The 21,541-nt window shown below is 63.3% G+C and carries 13 protein-coding genes; 8 read left to right on the forward strand and 5 right to left on the reverse strand.

Translation table 11 applies throughout. The features are described 5' to 3' along the window. Positions 1–43 precede the first annotated feature (43 nt). The 3 genes from ACG3SL_RS03160 to ACG3SL_RS03170 are packed head-to-tail and all read left to right on the forward strand — an operon-like array spanning position 44 to position 4,099. Positions 44–1,477 carry a M20/M25/M40 family metallo-hydrolase gene (locus tag ACG3SL_RS03160; RefSeq protein ID WP_448663689.1) on the forward strand — a complete coding sequence of 478 codons (1,434 nt, stop codon included), beginning with the start codon at positions 44–46 and terminating at the stop codon, positions 1,475–1,477. After that, positions 1,474–2,712, forward strand: a complete 1,239-nt coding sequence (locus ACG3SL_RS03165) for a M24 family metallopeptidase (RefSeq protein ID WP_448663690.1) — start codon at positions 1,474–1,476, stop codon at positions 2,710–2,712. Before ACG3SL_RS03160 ends, ACG3SL_RS03165 begins: the two co-directional genes overlap by 4 nt. A 19-nt stretch (positions 2,713–2,731) precedes the next feature. Then, positions 2,732–4,099 (forward strand): M24 family metallopeptidase, encoded by a 1,368-nt coding sequence (locus tag ACG3SL_RS03170; protein WP_448663691.1) that lies wholly within the window; start codon positions 2,732–2,734, stop codon positions 4,097–4,099. A 43-nt stretch (positions 4,100–4,142) separates the two neighbouring features. Here the strand turns inward: ACG3SL_RS03170 and ACG3SL_RS03175 are convergent, their stop codons facing one another. Beyond that, positions 4,143–5,495, reverse strand: a complete 1,353-nt coding sequence (locus ACG3SL_RS03175; protein ID WP_448663692.1) for a M24 family metallopeptidase — start codon at positions 5,493–5,495, stop codon at positions 4,143–4,145. Between the two features lie 514 nt (positions 5,496–6,009). Here ACG3SL_RS03175 and ACG3SL_RS03180 point away from each other — a divergent pair. From ACG3SL_RS03180 to ACG3SL_RS03200, 5 genes are all read left to right on the forward strand, one after another. Further along, complete coding sequence (locus ACG3SL_RS03180; protein ID WP_448663693.1) at positions 6,010–6,810, forward strand: hypothetical protein; 801 nt, start codon at positions 6,010–6,012, stop codon at positions 6,808–6,810. Continuing rightward, on the forward strand, positions 6,807–8,045 hold the full coding sequence (locus ACG3SL_RS03185; protein WP_448663694.1) for a hypothetical protein: 1,239 nt from the start codon (positions 6,807–6,809) through the stop codon (positions 8,043–8,045). The genes ACG3SL_RS03180 and ACG3SL_RS03185 overlap by 4 nt, the downstream gene beginning before the upstream one ends. After that, entirely contained in the window at positions 8,042–8,935 is an 894-nt protein-coding gene (locus ACG3SL_RS03190) for a glycosyltransferase family 2 protein (RefSeq protein WP_448663695.1), read from the forward strand. Before ACG3SL_RS03185 ends, ACG3SL_RS03190 begins: the two co-directional genes overlap by 4 nt. Next, the gene (locus ACG3SL_RS03195; RefSeq protein WP_448663696.1) at positions 8,932–10,101 is read left to right on the forward strand and encodes an AMP-binding protein; all 1,170 of its coding nucleotides are present in this window, start codon (positions 8,932–8,934) and stop codon (positions 10,099–10,101) included. Before ACG3SL_RS03190 ends, ACG3SL_RS03195 begins: the two co-directional genes overlap by 4 nt. 157 nt (positions 10,102–10,258) lie before the next feature. After that, positions 10,259–15,163: an autotransporter domain-containing protein gene (locus ACG3SL_RS03200; RefSeq protein ID WP_448663697.1), complete on the forward strand. Its 4,905-nt coding sequence runs from the start codon at positions 10,259–10,261 to the stop codon at positions 15,161–15,163. A gap of 148 nt (positions 15,164–15,311) precedes the next feature. Here the strand turns inward: ACG3SL_RS03200 and ACG3SL_RS03205 are convergent. The 4 genes from ACG3SL_RS03205 to ACG3SL_RS03220 all read right to left on the reverse strand — a co-directional run bounded on the left by ACG3SL_RS03205 (position 15,312) and on the right by ACG3SL_RS03220 (position 21,262). Further along, a protein-coding gene (locus ACG3SL_RS03205; protein WP_448663449.1) for an IS630 family transposase occupies positions 15,312–16,275 on the reverse strand; the annotation gives its coding sequence in 2 pieces (ribosomal slippage) (positions 15,312–15,923 and positions 15,925–16,275; 963 coding nt in all). 481 nt (positions 16,276–16,756) lie between these two features. Continuing rightward, positions 16,757–17,914: a polysaccharide pyruvyl transferase family protein gene (locus ACG3SL_RS03210; protein ID WP_448663698.1), complete on the reverse strand. Its 1,158-nt coding sequence runs from the start codon at positions 17,912–17,914 to the stop codon at positions 16,757–16,759. Positions 17,915–17,921: 7 nt separating this feature from the next. Next, the gene (locus ACG3SL_RS03215; RefSeq protein WP_448663699.1) at positions 17,922–20,414 is read right to left on the reverse strand and encodes a capsular polysaccharide export protein, LipB/KpsS family; all 2,493 of its coding nucleotides are present in this window, start codon (positions 20,412–20,414) and stop codon (positions 17,922–17,924) included. Between the two features lie 74 nt (positions 20,415–20,488). After that, positions 20,489–21,262, reverse strand: a complete 774-nt coding sequence (locus ACG3SL_RS03220; RefSeq protein ID WP_448663700.1) for a hypothetical protein — start codon at positions 21,260–21,262, stop codon at positions 20,489–20,491. Positions 21,263–21,541 lie beyond the last annotated feature (279 nt).

Consider the following 21,541-nt stretch of genomic DNA (forward strand, 5'->3'; position numbering starts at 1 on the left):
CACTATCGTCCCCGGGGCTTTTTGTTTTCGAGAGGGTGTTTGCATGAATCACGGATTTGCTCGGCGCGTCGCGGCGCTGGTGCTGGTGTCTGTCGGCGGGGCGGCCTTGCCCGCAGCGGCGCAGAAGGCGGCGGCGGTGACCGATGCCGATCGCGCCATGGCCCGGGCGATCCTGGAGGAAGCCATCGCCACGCCAACCGCCAAGGGGCGCGGGCAAGTGCCGGTGCTGGCGGAAAAGTTCGCCAAGAGGCTGCGCGAAGCGGGCTTCCGAGACGACGAGATCCAGATGCTGCCCGTCGAGATCGACGGCGAAAAGACCGTCGGGCTGGTGGTGCGCTATGCCGGCCGCAATGCGGCGGCGAAGCCGATCGCGTTCCTCGGCCATATGGATGTGGTGGACGCGCTCAAGGCGAATTGGTCGACCGATCCCTATGTGCCGACCGAGAAGGACGGCTATATCTATGGCCGCGGCTCGACCGACAACAAGGCCGGGGTCACTGCGCTGGTCGCGACGTTCATCCGGCTGAAGAAATCGGGATTCGTGCCTGCGCGCGATCTGGTCCTCGCCTTTTCGGGGGACGAAGAGACGGGCATGCTGACGACGCGCAAGCTGATCGAGCATCCGTGGGTGGCGCGCGCCGAATATGCGCTCAATTCGGATGCGGGCGGCGGTTCGGTGACCGCCGACGGCAAATATGATTTCAATATCCAGGCGGCGGAAAAGACCAACGCCAGCTTCGCGATCTCGGCGAGCAATCCGGGCGGCCACAGCTCGGTGCCGCGTCCGGAGAATGCGATCTACGAACTCGCCGACGCGATCAAGAAGGTGCAGGGGGTGCGCTTCCCGGTCGAGTTCAACGAGATCACGCGCATCATGGTCAGCGACCTCGCGGCCGAAAAGGGCGGGGCGCTGGGCGCCGCGCTGACGACGCTGCTCGCCAACCCGACCGATGCGGCAGCGCGCGCCGAGGTGGAGAAATATCCGCAATATTCGAACCTGCTGCAAACCACCTGCGTCGGCACGATGCTCCAGGCGGGCAACGCCCCCAACGCATTGCCGCAGAACGCGACGCTGACCGTCAATTGCCGCATCTTCCCCGGCACCCCGGTCGCCGCCGTGCAGGCGAAGCTGGCCGAGGCGATCGGCAACGACAAGATCCGTTTCGCGCTGATCGGCGATGCAGTCGAAAGCCCGGTCTCGCCGGTCAACCCGGCGCTGTTCGCGACGCTGCAACGCTCGGTGAACAAGGTCTATCCGGGCGTCGAGCTGAAGCCGAGCATGTCGTCGGGCGGTACCGACGGGCGCGAGTTCCGCAAGCGCGGCATTCCCACCTATGGTGCCGGGGCGCTGCCGCTGCGCATGCCCGAGGACAGCCGTGCGCACGGCACCGACGAGCGCGTGCCGATCGCCGCCTATCTGCGTCAGCTCGACTATTGGGACGCGCTGCTGCGCGACCTGGGGAGCCGCGCCAAGTGAGCCTGGGCCGCCGCGACGTGCTGGGGCTCGCCGCTGCGGGCACGGCGCTCGCGGCGGCGCCGCGCGCATCGGCGGTGCCGCAATCGCCGCCGATCGCCACCGCCGCGCCGATCGCGCGGGCCGAGCGCGAGGCGCGGCTGGCGCGGCTCCAGGCCGAACTGCGACGCCGCGGCATTTCCGCGCTGCTGGTCGAGGCGGGGTCGTCGCTCGTCTATTTCACCGGGGTCGACTGGTGGCGCAGCGAACGCACCACCGCAGCGGTCATCCCGGCGGAAGGCCCGGTGCTGATCGTCACCCCGTTCTTCGAGGAACCGTCGATCCGCGAGATGCTCGACGTGCCCGGAGAGGTGCGGGTGTGGCAGGAAGACGAAAGCCCGTTCGCGCTGATCGCCGACTGGCTCACGGCGAAAAAGCTGGGCAGCGGCACGCTGGCGATCGAGGAGACGGCCCGTTTCTTCATCGTCGACGGCATCCGCGCGCGGCTCCCCGGCCTGCGCACCGTTTCGGGCGCGGGCGTGGTCAACGCGCTGCGGCTGATCAAGAGCCCGGCGGAGATCGCGCTGCTCCAGCGCGCGAACGATATCCTGAACGCCGCCTACCGCGCGATGCATCCGCAGGTGCAGCGCGGCATGACCGCGACCGAAATCAACGCGATCATGACCGCCGAGATCGCGCGGCTGGGCGGCCAGCGCGGATCGAGCAGCGCCCAGATCGGTCCCGGCAGTGCGCTGCCGCATGGTTCGAAGGAGCGGCTGAAGCTGAACGACGGCATGGTCGTGCTGATGGACTGCGTCTGCACGATCGAAGGCTATCACGCCGACATTTCGCGCACCTTCGTCCACGGCACGCCCACGGCGGAGCAGCGCAAGGCCTTTGACGACGCGCGGCGCGGGCAGGATGTCGCGATGCAGGCCGCGCGCGTCGGCGTGGCTGCGGGCAGCGTCGACGATGCGGTACGCGGCTATTACGAAAAACTGGGGTACGGTCCGCGTTATCGGCTGCCCGGCCTGTCGCACCGCACCGGCCATGGCATCGGCCTCGACGTCCACGAGCCGGTCAACCTGGTGCATGGCGAAGCCACGACGCTGGCCGCCGGCATGTGCTTCTCGAACGAGCCGGGCCTCTATTTCCCCGGCAGGTTCGGCGTCCGTATCGAGGATTGCTTTTACATGACCGATCGCGGCCCGCGTTACTTCACGCAGCCGCCGACGTCGCTCGACCAGCCTGTTGGCTAGGCTCCACGAAAGGAAACGCATGTCTCCCCGCAAGGCCCTGATTCTCGGCAGCGCAGCCGCGCTCGCGCTGCCGATCCCGTATGCTGTGGCGGCACCGTGCACGCCGACGCAAGGCGAGGAATCGATGTCGCCAGCGATGCCCGCGATCCTTCCGCTGCGCGACCAGGCGGTGCTGCGCGACCAGTGGCTGCAACAGCGGTTCGAGACCGTCCTGCCCGCGCTGATGCGGGAAAACGGCATCGACATGTGGATCCTCGTCGCCCGCGAGTATCTTGAAGACCCGGTGATGACGACGATGCTCAACGCCACCAATCTGCGCGCGCGGCGCCGCACGATCCTGATCTTCTTCGATCCGGGTCAGGGCAAGCCCATCGAGCGGCTGGTGGTGAGCAAGCACGGGATGGGCGATCTGTATGAACCCGTGTGGGACATGGACAAGCAGCCCGATCAATGGGCGCGCGTTCGCGAACTGGTCGCCGCGCGCAATCCCAGGAAGATCGCGCTCAACACGTCGTCGCTGACGGCGTTCGCGGATGGCATCACCCACAGCCAATATACCGACCTGATGGCTGCGCTGACTCCCGCGATGCGCGAACGGATCGTGCCCGGCTATCCGCTGGCGATCGGCTGGCTCGAGACGCGCACGCCGCAGGAAATGACGCGCTATGCCGAGGCGGTGCGCGCGGCGCATGCGATCATCGGCGAGGGTTTTTCGGCGAAGGTGGTCAAGCCCGGCGTCACGACCAACGAAGACCTGGTGTGGTGGTATCGCCAGCGCGTGAACGAACTGGGCTTTGGATCGTGGTTCCACCCCTCGGTCGAAGTGACGCGCCGGGGCACGCCGGGCGTGCTGCGCGAACAGGCGAGCGTGATCCAGAAGGGCGACATGCTGCGTGTCGATTTCGGCATCGTCTATCTCGGCTTCAACACCGATACCCAGCATGTCGCCTATGTCCTGCGCGACGGGGAGAGCGATGCCCCGGCGGGACTGAAAGCCGGGCTGCTCGACAATAACTGCGTGCAGGATGCGGTGACGTCCGAGTTCCGCGTCGGGGTGACGGGCAACGAAGTGCTCAACCGTGCGCGGGCCAAGGCGATTGCGGCAGGGCTTGATCCCAGCGTCTATTCGCATCCGATCGGTTATCACGGCCACGCCGCGGGCAGCAGCATCGGCCTGTCCGAGGAACAGAAGTTCGTGCCCACGGGCGAATACAAGCTCCGCCCCAACATCGCCTGGTCGATCGAGCTGAAGGCGACGCGCGCGGTGCCCGAATGGGACAATCAGCGCGTCGACTTCAAGACCGAGGAAGATGCGTTCTTCGACGGGAAAACCGTCCGCTACATCGACGGGCGCCAGACCAGGTTCCACTTGATCGGCGCGGAATAAGCCGGGTGCCGCTCCCGCGCGCTGGCGGGAGCGGCGGTCGCGATCAGGGGCGGGGTATCAGGATGAAGCTCTCCTGCCCGCCGTCGAGGAAGCGGAAGCTGCCGTCGGGCGACAGGAAGCCATTTTCCTCATGCATGAACCGCACTTTCTGGCCGCCCCATTCGGGCACCTTGGCTTCGGCATTGAGTTCGATCGACCAGGCGGTGTTCGGATCGATGCGATAGTCGCCGCGGCCGGGCGCCGGCTTCTGGCTCTCCCACGCGCCGATCCAGGTTCCGGCGCCATGGCCGTGATAGCCGATCGGATGCGAATAGATCGTGCCTTCGAGCCCCTCGCGCTCGATCTGTCGGCGCGCGGTGGCGAGCACGTCGTTGCCGGTGCTGCCGGGTTTGAGTGCGGCGATGGTGGCGGCGCGGACGCGGTTCATCGCTGCCATCCCGTCGCGCAATCCCTTGGGCGCCTGCGTCTCGCCGGGCTTGAGCACATAGGCGAGCCGCTGGATATCGGTGTTCAGCCCCAGATAGGTGATGCCGAAATCGACGTGGAGCATGTCGCCGGGCATGATGATCGTGTCGCCACGATGCCCCATTTCCTGCACGCTGAACTTGCCGCCATCGGCGCGCTGGATCGCGACGCTGGGCTGGAACCAGGTGTCGAGCTTGAGCTCGGCGATGCGATTGCGGAAATACCAGACGACATCGTCCGACGTGGTGACGCCCGGCGTAATCACCAGTTCGGAGAAACCCTCTTCGATGATCGCGTGCGAAATGCGCGAGATCGTAGGGTAGGTGGCCATTTCGTCGGGAATGCGCGTCTCGAGCCAGCCAAGCCCCAGCCGCTCATGCGCCACCAGCCGTTTCGACAGATCCGGCCCCAGCGCCCGAACGATCGCCTCGTAATGCGTCGCGCTGAGCCCGTCGGCCAGCGGGAAGCCCTCCGAGCGGTTGAGCGCAATGGTCGACGGGTTGCGCGCGGCGACGATCCTGGCGAGCTCGGCCCATTGATCGGGCTGCGCATCCGGGTTCCACGCGGGCGCGAAATCCCCGATCGGATAGCGCGCCAGCGCCAGCTTCTCGATCGGCTTGCCCGCGCCCGGATCGAAAAACACCAAGATCGTGCGGCGTCGGGCGTGCAGCCAGGTGGCGGGGAGCATCGTCTCGACGATCGGGTCCTCGTTATATTCGCCCGCGACGAGGATCCACATCTGCACCTTGTCGCGCCGCATCAGCGTCGGCAGCACCGTCTCGAACCGTTGCTTGAGCCAGCGATCCTCGGTCTCGGCGCGACGCTCCAGCGGCAGGATGGCGGGCATCCGGTATTCGGCAGAGCGCACGGGAACATCCTGCACCGTCGGCGCGGCAGCCGCCGCAGTGAGTGCCAGCATCACCGAAAACATAGATCCCCCTGAATTGTTCGCATAGCGCACTTATGTTCGCTGGATGGTATGCCGCGCAGCCGGGCAAAGGCAATCTCTTATTCCGGGTTTTTGTGCGTTTCCGGGGTGCGCCGCATGCTGACGGATAGGCCGCGTCACACGAACCGGGATGAACCCGTCGAACATTGCTCCGAAGAACGTGCGGCGTGGGCCTGTGCCTACCTAGTTGATTTTGGCGGAAGAGTCGTTCGTCGATGATGCGAGCAAGATCGGATGCGTACTGCAAATCCGGTAGGCCGAAGAGCGCGCCACTGAGATATTAGGCTGTTAACCATTTCTGCGATGAGCGGCGTAACAATGTAAATTATCAACCCGTATTTTCGCATTCTATTCATTCGCAGATTTGCTATGCATGTAATGTGTATCAGGATTGTCCAGATCGGGGCATGTTGCGCTCCCCGAAATCGGGCATCGCGGATAGACGGGTGGGAACTTTGGGGGGTGGAAGATGGTGGGTTCTCTGCGAGCTGTCATATTGCCAGTGCTTGAAACGGTGCCGTCTTCGCGCATCCGGGCCGAGTTGCTGCGGAACTTTTCGGAAAACGACCGCTATTTCTGCATGATCGAGGACGGGTTCCGCGCCTTGACCGGGCGGCGACAGGATCCCGAGGCGCTGTGCCATTTCTTCCATAGCTGGTCACAGACCAACAACAGCGCGGCGACCGTCGCAGGGATCGGCAATCGTCTGACGCTCCTGCTCCATCGCGGGCAGCAGGTCGGCGACGCGGGCGCGTTGCTGCGCGCGCTCACCAGCCTCGACCGCATTATCGATGAGGATCTGGCGGTCACCCACCGCGTCCTGCACGCGGATATGTTTTATCGGATGGCGACCGATATCGTCGGCGATGACCGCTGGTTGTCGCGGCGTTACCTCCATCCTGCCGCAAAGGCGTTCAAGGACTGGAAGGATCACAATTCGCTGCGAGACCACGACCCGGTCATCGCGCTGCTCACTACCTTGGCCCACGAAATCTACACGCACGGCGAAGTCGAGTTCATCCTCCCGCTGTTTCGGCGCTGGCTTGCCGAAGACTATGGCTTCTCCGACGCGGCGATCCGCCAGACCCTTGCCTGGATCAGTGTCCATACCGGGCCGACCGAAAGGAACCATTTCTTCCACGCGCTGAGCGCGCTGGAGCATTTTGCCGAGGCGATGGACGTGGCGGTCGCCGAATATGCGCTGGACGGGATCGTGGGGACCTACCTCGAGAAAAAGGCTGCGGTGCTCGATCAGGTCTGCCTGCAGGACGCTTTCGAGGCCGAGGCAGTCCATTGATCGGCGCGGGCGGCGATGCGCCCTTGCTGCGCATCGCCGAGCGGAGCTTCGCCGAAGACCAGCGCCTGGCGCTGACGGCGCGGATGGGCGTTCCGTCGATCCTCGACAGCGCGCAGTTCGCGGCAACGCCGGTGCTGGTCACGCCTGCCTATCTGGCCCGGCTGGAGCGGCTGAACCAGCTGCTCGACAAGGCGCTGCGCGCGATCGTGGAGCGGTATTTCGACGATCCGCGCATCCGCGCGATCTATGCGTTGCCCGCGCCGATGGAGGCCATCCTGCGGCTGGCGGACGCACAGCCCTATCGGGTCGGCTGGTATCGCCCGGACCTTGTCCACGACATCGAGGGGCAGCCCCGCGTCTGCGAGATCGGCGCCCGCTATCCGCTCAACGGGTGGATGGTGAGCGAACGGGCTGCCCAGGCGCTTGCGCCGCACGCTGCCACGACGGGACTGGGCGACGTGACCGGGCGGGGGTTCATCGACGCGCTGTGCGGTCGGTTTCGCGTCGGCGACACCGTGGCGATGCTCCATGCAGGCGAGGCGGGGACCGAAATCTTCCTCCTCGCCGATGCGCTGCGCGATCGCGGCATCGGCTTTCTGTCGGTCTCGCCGGCGGCGATCGAACTGGTGGGCGGCGAACTGCGCGCCGGCGGGCAGAGGATCGACCATGTGATCCTTGAGATGGACCGCAGCGAGCTGCCGCTCATCCCCGGCGCGGTGCTGCGCCACCTCATCGCCACGGGCGCTTATTTCAATGACGTCCGCACGCTGATTCTGGTCCACGACAAGCGCGTGCTGGCGGTGCTGTGGGACGATGCGATCCGCCACAGCATCTTGCCGGCGGACGAGGCGGAGGCGTTGCGCCGCTTCCTGATCCCCTCCTGGGCGATCACCGACGCCGGTGGCTGCGAAGCGCTGCTCGCGCGCAACGAGGATATGATCGCAAAGCGCAGCAGCGGCGGTCGTGGTATCGATGCGCTGGTGCGTCGCGAGTGCGGCGAGGCGGCGTGGCGCACGCGCGTGTCGCGCGACTGGTCGAAAGATATGTACCAGCACTATCTGGCGCAGCGCGACTTCGGCGCACCCGGCGAAGCCCGCGCGACGCACCTGGTCGGGCTCCAGCTGTGCTGCGATGCGATCAGCTATGGCCCGGGCATATTCCGCGGCTCCAGCGCGTCGGTCATCAACCTTCATGGCGATCGCGGCCTGATCTACGTGCCCCTGGTCGCGCAATGACCAGCCTTGCAGTCGTGATTCCGCTGTTCGACAAGCGGGCGTTCGTGGCCGAAACCATCGCATCGCTTGCCGGGCAGGAAGCGCCGCCCGACGCGCTGATCCTTGTCGACGACGCAAGCATCGATGGCAGCGCGGAAGTCGCGGAGCAGGCGCTTGCCCACCATGCCGCCGCATTCGCCGCCACGCGAGTCGAGTGGGTGCGGCGGACGGTGAATGGCGGACCGGGCGCGGCGCGCAACAGCGGCATCGAACGCGCCGATTGCGAGTTGCTGCTGTGCCTGGACGCCGACGATAGGCTGCGCCCCGATGCGCTGCGCCGAATGCGCGATGTCATGGACCGTCATGCGCTGGCGATGGCGGTGATCGGCTTTGCAAGCGAGCCCATAGGCGAAGTCTTTCCGGACCTTGCGCTGCTCGCCGGCGAGTTGGCGCCGATCGAGGAGGGACTGTTCCGTCTCGCCGAGCCGCTGCGTGCCGTCGCGCATCCCGAATTCATGATGGGCCGCGCCAGCAACGTCGTCGTCCGGCGCCGGTGGCTGGGCGAGCACCGCTATGCCAGCGCGCGGCTCAACGAAGGCGTCGATCTGTGGTATCGGGTGCTGAAGGACGTCGTTGCTGCCGGTGCGCACGCCGGGCTGATCGCGGCGCCTCTGATCCGCTTCCGCGTCTCGCCCGATAGCCTGTCGCACCGCCGCTGCCCCGATTGGCGCGCGCTGGACGTTCCGCCGACGGTGCTGCGCTATCGCACCAGCGCCGACCCGTGCGACCGCCGGATGGCGGCGATGCTCGTCGCGCGGTGGCGCGACCACGCGCTTGCCGTGCTGCCCGAGGAACAGCGGTCACCGTTCCTGGCACAGTATCGCGACCTGTTCGAAGCGATCGACGCATGACCGGCGCGGAGGACGAACTGCTGCTGCGCGACTGTTTCACGCGGGCGCGCGCGCATCGCTTCTACAGCGCCCATTTCGCGGGGATCGACGACCATCACCGGGCGCCCCCGGTCGACAAGGCGGTGCTGAAGCCGCACCTCGACGCGTTCGATCCCGGCGCCGAACCGCGCGGCGTCTACCTCGTTCGCTCCGGCGGCAGTACCACTACGCCGCTCGTCTTCCCGGTCGATATCGACGAAAACCATGCCCAGCGCCATGCCCTTGCCCAGGCGTTGCTGGCCGGCGGAATGTTCGATGCAAGGGCTGTGGCGCTCAACCTGTTCGGCTATGCCGACATGTATCGTACCGCGGCCATCATCGACGACCTGCTGGAACGATGCAGCGCGACGTCGCTGCCGATGAGCGCGCATGCCCGGTACGAGGACGTCGTGGCGACCGCGCGGCGTTTCGCGCCGACGCATCTGCTCGGCACCCCCTCGAAGCTGCAACTCTTCGCCGAATATCTCCGCGTCGCCGGCATGCGCCTGGAGATTCCCCAGTTGCTCTATGCCGGCGAGCCGCTGCCCGCGAGCGCCGCCGAGACCTTTGCCGAGCGCTTCGGCACGCAGCGGTTCTGGTCGCTATATGGCGGCGCGGAGACCGGCATCTGGGCATGGTCGGACGCGAGCCGTGCGCCCGGGCTGTTCCGCATCCTGCCGCATGTCGTTGTCGAAGTGATGGACCCCGATGCCGATGGGTTCGGCGAACTGGCGGTGACCAACGGGTATCGGCAGCGCTTTCCCGTGTTTCGCTACCTCGTCGGCGATGTCGGCCGGTTGGTCGATCGCGACGGCGCGCGCCACCTGGAGTTGCGCGGCCGCAACGCGCGCTCGTTCCTGCTGGCCGAGCAGCATTTCGACCTCGCGCTGTTCGCGCCGCTCGCAAAAGGGGCCGAGGCTTTCCAAATTCAGCTGCGGCGCGGCGAGCAGGGCTGGGACCGTCTGGAGTTGCTGGTCGTGGACGCCGCCGAACAATGCGCGATCGATGCGGCGGCAGCAGGCCTTGCCCGCCTGATCGGCGAAGGGGCGCCACGCATCGGCCTCGACGTTCGGCGCGTCACAATGGCCATGCTGCACCACGATCCCGTGACGGCAAAGCGGCCGATGATCGCAGACTTCCGGCACTGACAGCATAGCCTTATCGACCCTTCGGGCGACAAGGCTATGCTGTCAGCGCGACATTTCGAAAGCACCCGTGACTTCTGTTCTGGACGATCTGCTTTTCGCGATGGTAGTTCACAAGCGCCGCAACTGGATGGGTTTTGCGGTTAGGGGGATGTCTTTAATGCTGAAGTCTTTGGCGCCGCGGCGTGTGCACGCGCGGTCTGTTTCGTTCGCGCTCGGTGCCAGTGCTTTCGCGGTCGCAATCGCAATTGCGTCCCCCGCAGCCGCCCAATGCTCTCCCGACCCCACGATCGGCGGCGGCACCACCACGTGCGCCGGCACCGACAGTGACGGCCTGACTGTCGCGAGCAACGGAACGCGCGTCGTCGTGGCAGCGGGCGCGCAAGTGCTGCCGGGCGCTGGCGCGGCTGCGATCGTCAATACCGGCCGCACCGACACCTATCTGGTCAACGGCTCGATCGCCGGCGGAAGCCGGCCGGGAATGCTCCTGAGCAACAACGCGCCCTTCCTGGCACCGTGCGATCCCTATGGCGGGGCGGCCGTTCATTATTGCCCGAGTCCATATGAAATGCAGTATCCGGCGGGTTCCGCAGCGATCACCATCGCGCAGGGCGGCGCGATCAGCGGCGAATCTGCAATCCTGCTTCGGCGCCGGAGCGACAATAGCAGTTTCGTCCAGGCGACGATCGACAACGCCGGATCGCTCACCGGCACTGCGGCGCCCGCACTGGTCGCCGAGACCGGCACGAGCTTCCTCAGCGTCGAAAACAGGGCGACCGGCACAATCAATGGGATCAGCGGCGCCTTCCAGAACGTGTTCAATGCCGGCCTGATCGATGGCGCCGGCGGCAGCGCGATCACCACGCCGGGGCAGGCGCTGGTCACCAATAGCGGCACGATCACGTCGAACACCGCCCTCGCCACGATGCAGGGCACGCCCGTCAGCGTCACCAACAGCGGCACGATCCGCAATGACGGCAGCGGCGCCGCACTCCATTCGATCGGCATCCTTTACGTCGAAAACAGCGCCGGCGGCGTGATCGCCACCAACGGCGTCGATGCGATCCGCGCCACCGCGCAGGTCTATATCACCAACGCCGGCACGATCACGGGCTCCATCATCGCCGGCACCGGGCAATATTCCGGGAGCATGATCGACAATCTTGCCGGCACGATCAACGGCAGCATCCAGTTCGGCGGCAGCAACGACGTGCTCAAGGCGCGGTTCGATTCCGCGGCGGGGCGGATTGCGGGCATCACCGGCACGATCGACGGCGGGGCGGGGATGGACCAGCTCCAACTCGGCATCAGCGCCGACGCCACGCTGGGCCAGGCCGCGCTGCCGGTGGGCTTCGAGCAATTGTCGCTGCAGATCGCCAACAATTCGACCGTGACGGTCGCGAGCGCGAACGCCACCGCCAACGGCATCCTCGCGATGGGCTCGGGGCGCCTGGTGAACACTGCCACGCTGGTGACAACCGGCGCGGCGATCACGACCAGTTGGTCGAACTACGACAACAAGTTGGACCTCGAGAACAGCGGCTCGATCACCGCATCTTTGGATAGCCCTTACCTCGCCGCAGTCCGGGTCTATCCGGGTTCGTTCACCAACAGCGGCAGCGTGAAGTCGAACGGCGGCATCGGCGTGCAGGTCAGCGGCGCTGGCAGCCCGGCGGCGCTGCTCACCAACAGCGGGACCATCGACGCAACCGGCACCGCCGCGTCGCTCGATTATGTGCGGCTCGACAACAGCGGTATCCTCACGTCGACCGGGGGCGCTGGCGCCACGCTGTTCCGCGGGCATGACACTGATGCGTCGGTCAACAGCGGCACGATTTCCGGCGCGACGATCGGCGTGTCGACTTATGCGGCGCGCCTGGTCAACAGTGGTACGATCAGCGGTGGCACGACGGGCATCGTCGCCGACGATCTCCGGCTCGACAATCGCACGGGCGGCGTCGTGCGCGGCGGCGGCATCGCGATCGATGGCCGCAACGCGACGAGCTACGGCTCGGTGGTCCGCAATGCCGGCACGATCGTCGGGACCGTCGATTTCACGCGAAACGGCTATGACATGGCTCGCGATGTCTTCATCGACCGGGGCGGCGTGGTCGAAGGTGCGCTGCGGATGGGCGGCGGTGATGACCTGCTTGTGGTAGATCTCGGCGGCGCGGTGAACCGACCGCTGGCAGGCGCGACGGGCGGCGTCGATATGGGCGCGGGGTTCGATACGATCCGCTATGTCGCGGGCACCAGTCAGAGCGCCACGATCGCAGTGCCGTCGGGCTTCGACGCAGTGGCCTATGAAGTGCGCGACGGCGCGACGCTGGCGCTGACGGCGCCCGACACGCTTTCCACAGGCCTGGGTTTCACCGGCGCCGGGACGATCGACCTGACTGCGAACTGGACGACGTCCGGCACGGCCGCGATCGATCTGGGCGGCGTGACCTCCGACGCGCTCCTCAACGGCGCGTCGCCCCCCGGCTATGGCCTGGGAGGCGACAATGCGGGGCTCACGGTGATCAGCCGGGGCAACATCGCCTTCGCGCTGGGGAGCGGCTATTACGGCGGCTGCGCGGTCGCGGCGGCAGGTGCGGACTTCGAGAACGCTGGGAGGATTACCACTTCCGCAGCCGGTGCCGAGCCCTGGAGCGCCCCAACCGCGATTTGTGGCGGTGATACGGTGACCAATAGCGGGACGATCCGGATCGAAGGCGGAACCGGCGTGTCCCGGCTCGGCACCTTCATCAATCGTGGCACGCTGAGCGATGTCGCGGGTTCGGGCGGCACGGGCGTCTACCGCGCAGACATAACCGTGAATTCCGGGACGATCGTTACCGATGGGTCGGCGATCTCCAGCGTATACGCCCCGGCAAGCATAACCAACAGCGGGACGATCGAGAGCCGCACCGAAATCGCGATCCAGTTCGGTTTCGACGGCAGCGTGGTCAACGAGGCGAGCGGGGTTATTCGCGCATCCGAAACGGCGATCTGGGGCGTGCGCGGTGAGGTGATCAATCGCGGCAAGATTTACGGCGACGTCGTCTTGGCCGGTAGCCTCGCTTCGCCTGCCACCGCCAGGGACCTGACCACCGCTGCCGTGGCCACGGCTGCTGCGCCCCCGCCTGGCAGCCGCTATGTCGCAGATGGCGGCACGCTGGCGGGCGATCTTCGTTTCGGCGACGGCGACGATGTGTTCGTGCAGACCGGCGCGATCACCGGCGTCAGCGGCATCATAGACGGCGGCACCGGCTATGACCGGATCCAGCTCTCCACGACCGGCCAGGGCCGGTTCGACGGCGCCACGGGGTTCGAGCGGCTCGACGTCTCGGCCGGTACCTGGACGCTGGGCAGCCCGCTCAGCGTCCCTGAAACCGGAATCGCCGCCGGCGCGACGCTGATCGGCACCACCACGTCGCTCACCGGCGCGATCATCGACAGCGGCACGCTGCGCATCGAGCAGGATTTCGACGCCAGCTTCAGCGGCAGCCTGCAAGGGAACGGCGCGCTGGTGAAGGCTGGCGCGGGGACCGTGACGATGGGCGACCAGCTTGGCTTCACCGGCACCACGTCGGTCCTCGGCGGCCGGTTGCTGATGTCGGGGCGCTCGGCGGCGCGGCTGAGTGTCGTTGGCGGCACGCTGGGGGGCGCCGGGACGGTTGGTGCCCTTGCTATCGGCAGTGGGGGCACGGTCTCCCCCGGTGACACTGCGATCGGCACGCTTACGATTACCGGCGATTTCGCGCAGACCACGGGCTCGACCTATCTCGCCACGATCACTGCCGCTGGCCTGTCGGACCGGATCGTGGTCGGCGGAACCGCAACGCTCGGTCAGGGCGCGCGGCTCGCGCTGGTCGGCAGCGTCGGCGGGATCGGCACGCGCTATACGCTGCTCTCGGCCGCCGGTGGCCTTTCAGGGACCTACAGCACCGTCGAGCAGCCGGGCGGCAACTATCGGCTTCGTATCGTCTATTCGCCGACCAGCGTGTTCGCCGATGTCGCGCGCAGCGCCGCCGGCCTCGCCGGGTTGGCGAACAGCGCCAACCAGCGCGCGACCGCGCTTGGGCTGAACGGGCTGCCGGATAGCAATGCGGCCTATGCTGCCGTGACGCTCGAGGCCAATGAAGCCGCCGCGCGGGCTGCGCTCGATACGCTTTCGGGCGAGGTCCATGCTTCGCTTGGGACTGCGATGGTGCAGGATGCCCGCATCGTCGAGGACGCAGTGCTTACCCGGACGCTTTCGGGCGGCGCGCGGGCGGGGCTGTGGGGCACGATGATCGGCAGCCGTGGCACCGATGATGGCGATGCAGGCGCTGCGGCGCTGCGCCGGGCGAGTTTCGGCGGTGTCGGCGGCGTCGATCTGTCGCTCGGCGGCGCCCGGATAGGCCTTGCCGGCGGCTACACCCGCTCCGACCTCACGATGAACCAGCGCGGCAGCGATGGCCGCAGCCAGACGCTCCATCTGCTCGGCTATGGCGGGGGCACGATCGGGGCGGTGAGCCTGCGCGCCGGGGTCGGCTATGCCTGGGCCGACACCCGCATCGATCGCCATGTCGTATTCGCTGGCGTGAACGAGCGGCTGCGCGCCGATTATGATGGCGGCACGTTGTACAGCTTCCTCGAGGCTGGCCATGGCTTTGCCGTCGGCGGTGGATCGCTCCAGCCCTATCTCGGTTTCGAGGCGTATCGAGTGAAGACCGATGCCTTTGCGGAAACCGGCGGCTCGGCCGCGCTTCGCGGTGCCGCACGCACCGAAAGCTCCGCCTTCGCGAAACTCGGCGTGCGGGCCGAGACTCCGATCGTCGAGGGACTGCGTGCGCGTGCCAACGCGGGATGGCTGCGGCGCGTGGACGGCGCAGAGCCGAGGCTTCGCCAAGCCTTTGTCGCGGGCGGCGCAGGTTTCGAGGTCGGCGGCGCCCCGCTGTCGCGCAATGCCGGGGCAGCGGGCATCGATCTGGTGTGGAGCCCGTCGCCGAATGTCCGGATCGTCTCTGGCTACAATGGGCGGATAGGCAGCAAAAGCGACGACAGCAGCTTCCGCGTCGCGGCCAATATCGGGTTCTGAACGACCAGCGCCGGTCAGCAGGAGCGCCGTTCGGGGTTTTCGGCTTGGTCAGAGGCGTGTCCCTGGCGACCGATGCCCTGGACGGGTGGCGATGGGGGAATTGCGGTCACACGGGCGACGGAGCGGCGAGCCAAGATTTAGAGCAATTTCACATTGACCGTTGATATCCAGCGGCCTGGAAGAAGTTGGCACATTCGCAGGGCGGGAAGCGATCAAGGAGTTCGCCGATGCGCTCGACAAGAGCATCGACGGTTCGGGCTGGCTGCTGGCGCAGGAGTGCCTTGAGCTTGGCGAAGGCCATCTCGATCGGGTTCATGTCGGGGCTGTAGGGAGGCAGGTAGAAGAGCTGGGCGCGCCGGGCGGTGATCGCCTCGCGGATGCCGGCCACCTTGTGGGCGGGCAGATTGTCGAGCACCACGACATCGCCGCGCCGGAGCGTGGGGGCCAGGACGTCGCGGACATAGACCCGGAAGGCATCGCCATCCATCGGCCCATCGAGCACCCAGGGCGCGGTCATGCCGGTCAGGCGCAGGCCGGCGATGAACGTCATCGTCTTCCAGTGTCCGAACGGCACGTGATCGCGGCAGCGCTCGCCGACCGGCGCCCAGCCATAGAGCCGCGCCATCTTGGTGTTCACCCCTGTCTCGTCGAGGAAGACGAGGCTTTCAGGGTCGATGAACGGCTGGGCTGCCCGCCACAGCTTGCGACGTGCCGCCACGTCCGGCCGCTCCTGCTCGGCTGCGTGCAGGGCTTTTTTTAAACGACAGGCCGAGCCGCCGAACCGCGTTCCACATCGCGCCGGTGCTGAGCCCGATCCCATGTTCGGCCAGCAGCCACGCCTGCGCCTGCGCCAGCGTGATCCCAGGCCGCGAGCGGATGTGCGCCGCCAGCACCAGTTCCTGTGCCGGGGAGAGTTTGCGCGGAGGACGGCCGCGGTTCGGGTTGATCCCGGCATCACCGGTCAGCCGCCGTCGAATCCGCGCCTTGTAGATATAGGCAATACTGACCTTGAAGATTACTGCTGCCGCGCGGACCGGCATCCCGCTGTCCACCGCCGCCAGCACCCGATCACGCAAATCCTGCGAGTAACTCTGCCCAGGTCGCCAACCCATCGCCGCCTCCTTCGTGACGGCTGCCTATGAATCACACGATCAGCGAAAAGGGAATCCCCCGTGATTCCACCCGTCGTGAACCCGCTCTAGTTGTCACGGTGCAGCCGGATCCGAGGTGGACGTAATATCGATATCGATATCGATATCGATATCGATATCGATTCGCCCGTAGTGGGATGGGAGCACTCGGCAGCAATGGATTTGAACTGCTGTGATTTTCACGGATCAAACGCCGCAGAAATCACAGCAGGCCCCCTTTGAGGACCGGTGCCCGGGGGTCACTATATACTGACGGGTGGATACGTCGGGAGCTTCAACGGATGCGTGCGCGACGAGATTTTGAACGACACGCTATCCCTGACGCTGGGCCCCGCCAGTAATAATAATAACACCGATCGTACGCACTCCCCACTCTGTTGCCCACCACCGGCGGAATTTGCTGTCGAACTCGAAAAGCAACGGGCGGGCTCAGACTAAAATATCATGTTACGAGTTTATATATTGCTCGGCCAACCAGGCCCTTCCGTTTTACGCGGCCGGCGTCTTCATTTGTCATCTTTGATGACCCTCCCCGGCTGGGAGATATTGGTCCGCTGGCGCCGTTCTGCCAGCGCAAAAAAGTGGAGCCCAATTCCACCACGCTACCATGTTTTGAATCGTAGAAATTTGAATGGCTAACGTAGTAACCCGAAATTCCCAGGCGCGCAGCCAATAGATGAGGATGAAACCTACTCGTCACCATCGCATCAGACGGATTTATCGGCAGGCCGGCGTTGAGCAGAAGCTTGTTATAAATGCGCTTTGCTCTGCCCTCCAACGCATTCTCAATTACCTTGCACGCTTGGCTATCTGCCTCATTGCACTGCCAGCAAAGCACTCTATCAAAATTGACTGCCTCGCTCACAATCGAGCGTAGCAAGGACTCGCCGGCAGGACCTTCCAGGTGTTTGGAGAACAGGCAAACATGCAGCGTAGTGCCCTGAAACCGTTCTGTTCTTCGTGGTGCTTCCAAGAAAGCATCGTCAAGTCCCGACTTCGCGGTTCCGACATTCAGCCGTTTGAGCAGCTTCTTCGATCGCTCGTCACGGACTTCAAATAAATGAAAATCACCGAATGCATCCGCCACCGCTGAAGCATCCACCTGTGAGAGGGACAGCGGCGCAATTCCCAAGCCGCTTGCTACGATTGGGCAGCCCGTCCTCCGGGCAAGCTGACTCGCTCCCCCCAGTAGCGAGAACGAGTTCTCCCAAGAGCCGTTTATGTAGCCGCCCCCAATTAAATGAACCAACTTAAGGTCAGAAAATGACCCAGGCCTGCTGGCTACTGAAATCTTTCGGGCGCCCGCGGAGCGTGGCTGAGCACTCTCGATCCCACTATCGAGGGCAGCGTCGATAAAATCTCTAGCAGCCTGAACGTACTCATGGATTGCGCCATCTCGGCCGACTGCGAGAGCTTTAAGGTATCGGCCAAAATGTACCCCTTCAATGTTGCCATGCAGCGCGCGTGCGCCCCGATCGGACTTGCAATCTACAAATATTTCGCCTGTGTACCCCTGAGTCCTGTAAAAATCTATCCAATATTTTGTAAGCAATTCATCGCCGAAATTGGGCTCGCCGCAACCCGTTATTAAATAGATCACGTCCAGGTTACTTTTTCTGTTCGGCGGTGGCGCCGTAATTCAAAAGCGCGAAGCCGAAGCTCTTTGGAGAAAAGCGATTTGAGGCGCTCAGGCGGCCCAAGTTAGCACTTTCGTCGTCAAGTCGAATTTTGCTCACAATAATGTTCTTGTATGAATGTGCCTTCCTCGTGTCGAACTCGCGGACATCATCTTCCGCGCTGAAGAACGAGTATTTTTTATCTAGAAGCCACGAAAATAGACGTCTCGTATGGCTGGGCTCCGGCGGTTTGGCTTTGCCTGAGATGTAGTCCGAAATGGCAGCCTCAAATGAATCGCTGAACCTGCCCGTGTCACCATGAAAGAAATACGCGTTTCCAACGCTAATAACTGTCTTGCCATGGGCAAGTGCAAGCAGGCCCACGCCCGAATTATAGCACACCACGAAGGTCGAAAGATCAATCAAGCAGTGAATATTGTCTTCTCGTTCTGCCAATATTATATTAGGTGACTTAAAAGCTGTATTCAGCTTTGACAGTGGGTGTGGCTTTACAAGGAAAATAATGTCCGGATTTTCTGCCGCGACCCGTTCGATCGACATGACAAAATCCGGATAGCGCTGCGCATCCCGGACGAACATCGTAACCGCCATGTCATCGTCGAGCTGGAGTGGGACGAAGCAAATTTGACGATCGCTGCTCCTGAGGGGTGAGTATTTTCTGGAGGTGAAGGCATATGAGTGGTTGCGCTCAAGGGTAGATGACCCGGCAGTGAGATCATTCATGTAATGGCCAGCACGCGCTAGATCGTTCTCGGACGGTAGAAACGCCTCGAACTCACGCGAAGTATATTCCGTTTCGGCGTATGCAACGTCGCCTGCATAATAAATTGTGTTAGGCAATGCGCCTCTCTCGACAATTATCATTTTAACGGTTTTCCGAGCGAGATAGTAAAGGCCTCTAACCTTCATGTAGCTAGTCATGTACGGGTTAAAGATGGCGAACGCATCAACTTCACCAAACTGAATCTTGCGGGTTGCCTCTTCGATCTCAGCAACAGAGTCGTCAAACATGGGTACAAGTTCGTAGCCAAGGATTCTAAGCGGCGCAAAGTATCCCCAGTGGTCCTTGTGCAGGCAAACGCAAAGAACGCGCTTGGTCCGACTCAGGCTGTCAACGTTAAGAACCTTGTGCTTTTCAGTTTCATAAGCGCCCATTGTCTCGCGAAGTCTATCTCTCTTCCAGTCGTTGTTTTCGCGCCAACTGTCATTCTTGGGTGTCGGGTGATAAAGATGGAAAGCCTTCAGCCCTTCCATTTCGGCTGGCAGACATATTACCGTGTTGAGGGCGCGGAACCCCTCATATTTTTTTACGTTAAAGAACTCTGCTTTGAGTGGGCCGCCCATATCGCTCATGACTTTGGGCGGAGTCGGAATGCCGCCGGCAAAGGCCGATAGCCGGCAAAAGAACTCGAAATCCTCTGATCCATGGCCCCTGAAGCGGGAATCGTATCCTCCGCAAAGCGAGTATAGGGTACGGTTGATAAGAAATACGTTGGAATACGGTGCGATGAACTCAAAATCGTTTCCGAACTCACTGTATATCGAAGTATATGCTATCTGCCTCAGGAACGAAGACTTCTCCCTGTTGTCGGGCATAGCTGAAAAAGTCTGTGTAGATTTTTCAGTCAAGTGATAGGCCGGGCACATCAACACAACGTCTATATTTGTTACAGCGGATAGTTCTGATGCCTTCTTCGAAAGGTCAGCAAAAAAATCCGACGGGAAAAAGAAGTCTGGATCGTTAAAAAACACGAGCGGGGTGTCGCTTACCTCGAATCCAGCGTTTCGCGCAGAGGATAGCGAAAAAATCCCTCGGTCATCCACGTAATGATAGACGAATCCGCCTTTTTGACATGCAGCCTCAATTTTTTCGCTGTACTCTAGCTCAGAACCAAAATCTACTACAACGACCTTCGGGAGGGGGTTGTAGTAATTTGAAAAGAACTCGATTCGGTCTACGATCCAAGGGTTGAGCGCGTGTAGCCTCACCCCAAAAACAACAGTGATGTCTTCAGGTGTTACGGCATCGCTTCCGCGGAAAGGCAAATTTGCCGTTGGATGGGCGTTATTGACGAGCTTTATTCTATCCACGATGTCCGAAAAATCGGCATCTTCAGTTGGGAGAGCTGGCTCTGGTTTGGCAAACGCCATTAGCGCAAGGTCTGGGTCAAGAAGATCGAGGCCCACAATGTTGTTAGACCTCTTGCTCCTATTTTCATTGGCCCGATAAATTGGGGTATCGGTGTTTTTCGCGTACTCTAATATCGGCGCGGTTGGCTCGTCCCAGGTTATTATCGCGCGCTTTTGGTTCGCGGATATTCTGGCGTGAAAATCAGAAATAGGCCTTTGCACGGTAATGAAATTGATCACAGCTTTCGAAAACTGCGCTTCAATTGCCGGGCGGATTTCAAGCGGAACGCCCAGTGCAAAAACTCTAAAGCCTTCGAGGGTTGGGTTTGGCATGGCGGTTACAATCCTTGATTCGATTTAATTTTATTTTGGATAGCTTAATGCTAATGCCGTGATGTATATTGCGATTACCTATTATTGGGTCGCGTTATTGGGGCAAATGTGGGGGCTGTACCTGTGCTGCGTGCCGACGCGACTTTATTGTATAATATTATATCATTTGCATTTTTGTCGAGAAGGCGCTCGTAGTCGCGCGGTCCCATTTCTATTTTCAGAGCCGCGAGCTGGGCATCAATTTCCGCGGTCGTGGGATTGGTCACGTTCAGCCGAACGGGCTCGCCCTTGAACATCGGGAAATGCGGCGCCAGGAATTGCTCGAGCCGCGCTACGGAGTGTGCGAAGTCTTCTACTACCCCCACGAACGGAAGCGTGTCGGCAGTGCGCAGCGCGCGGGTCAGTTCGTCGCCGCTGTCGCGCGGAAACGCCGCGGCGAAACGTTCGGTCTGGAAATTGAACGCCTGGCGATTGCGGATCGCGATCAGCGCGCGGGTGTAGCCGACGAAGCTCAGGACGCGTGCCAGATTGGGACCGACACCTTCGTGGGTCTGTTTGCGTTCGAAGCTGTAGGCCGATTTCAGGCGGAGCAGGGGGTGGCGCACGAAGAGGATCGGCAGGATCTCGACATCGGGGATCCGGGGCAGCGGCAGTTGCGCCGTGTGCGACGAGATCGCCTGCGCGTGCGGGTTCGCGCGGATAAAGGCTTCTAGGTCCTTCACGTTGCGTCGGAGGTTCTCCGGAAACTCGACCGTCAGCCAATTGTCGCCAAAGCTGCGCTTAAGCAGCGCGTCGATCGACGTCCCGGCATTCTTGAACAGATGGTAGTGAACGATCAGCTTGCGCATGCGGCGGGACGGTCTTTCGAGGCAATCCAGCAATGAGCGACGCCGCTCAGGCTCTCTGGAACAGGCTATAACCCCGTAATAAGGCGCGGTTGCCGCGTCAATGTTGCGGCGCACGATGTGTCGCTGCGGGACGCACACTGTCGACAATTGCGCGCCCGAACGCCGGGTTATCCCGATTGAATGCGGGGGGCGGGCGGGTTAGGGCTTCGATCCGGCTAGTTCCGGCAGCGAGGGCGACGACATCAGGTTGGAGTCTCGACGGTTCCACGCGCCAGGGAG

Source organism: Sphingomonas degradans (assembly GCF_053502645.1).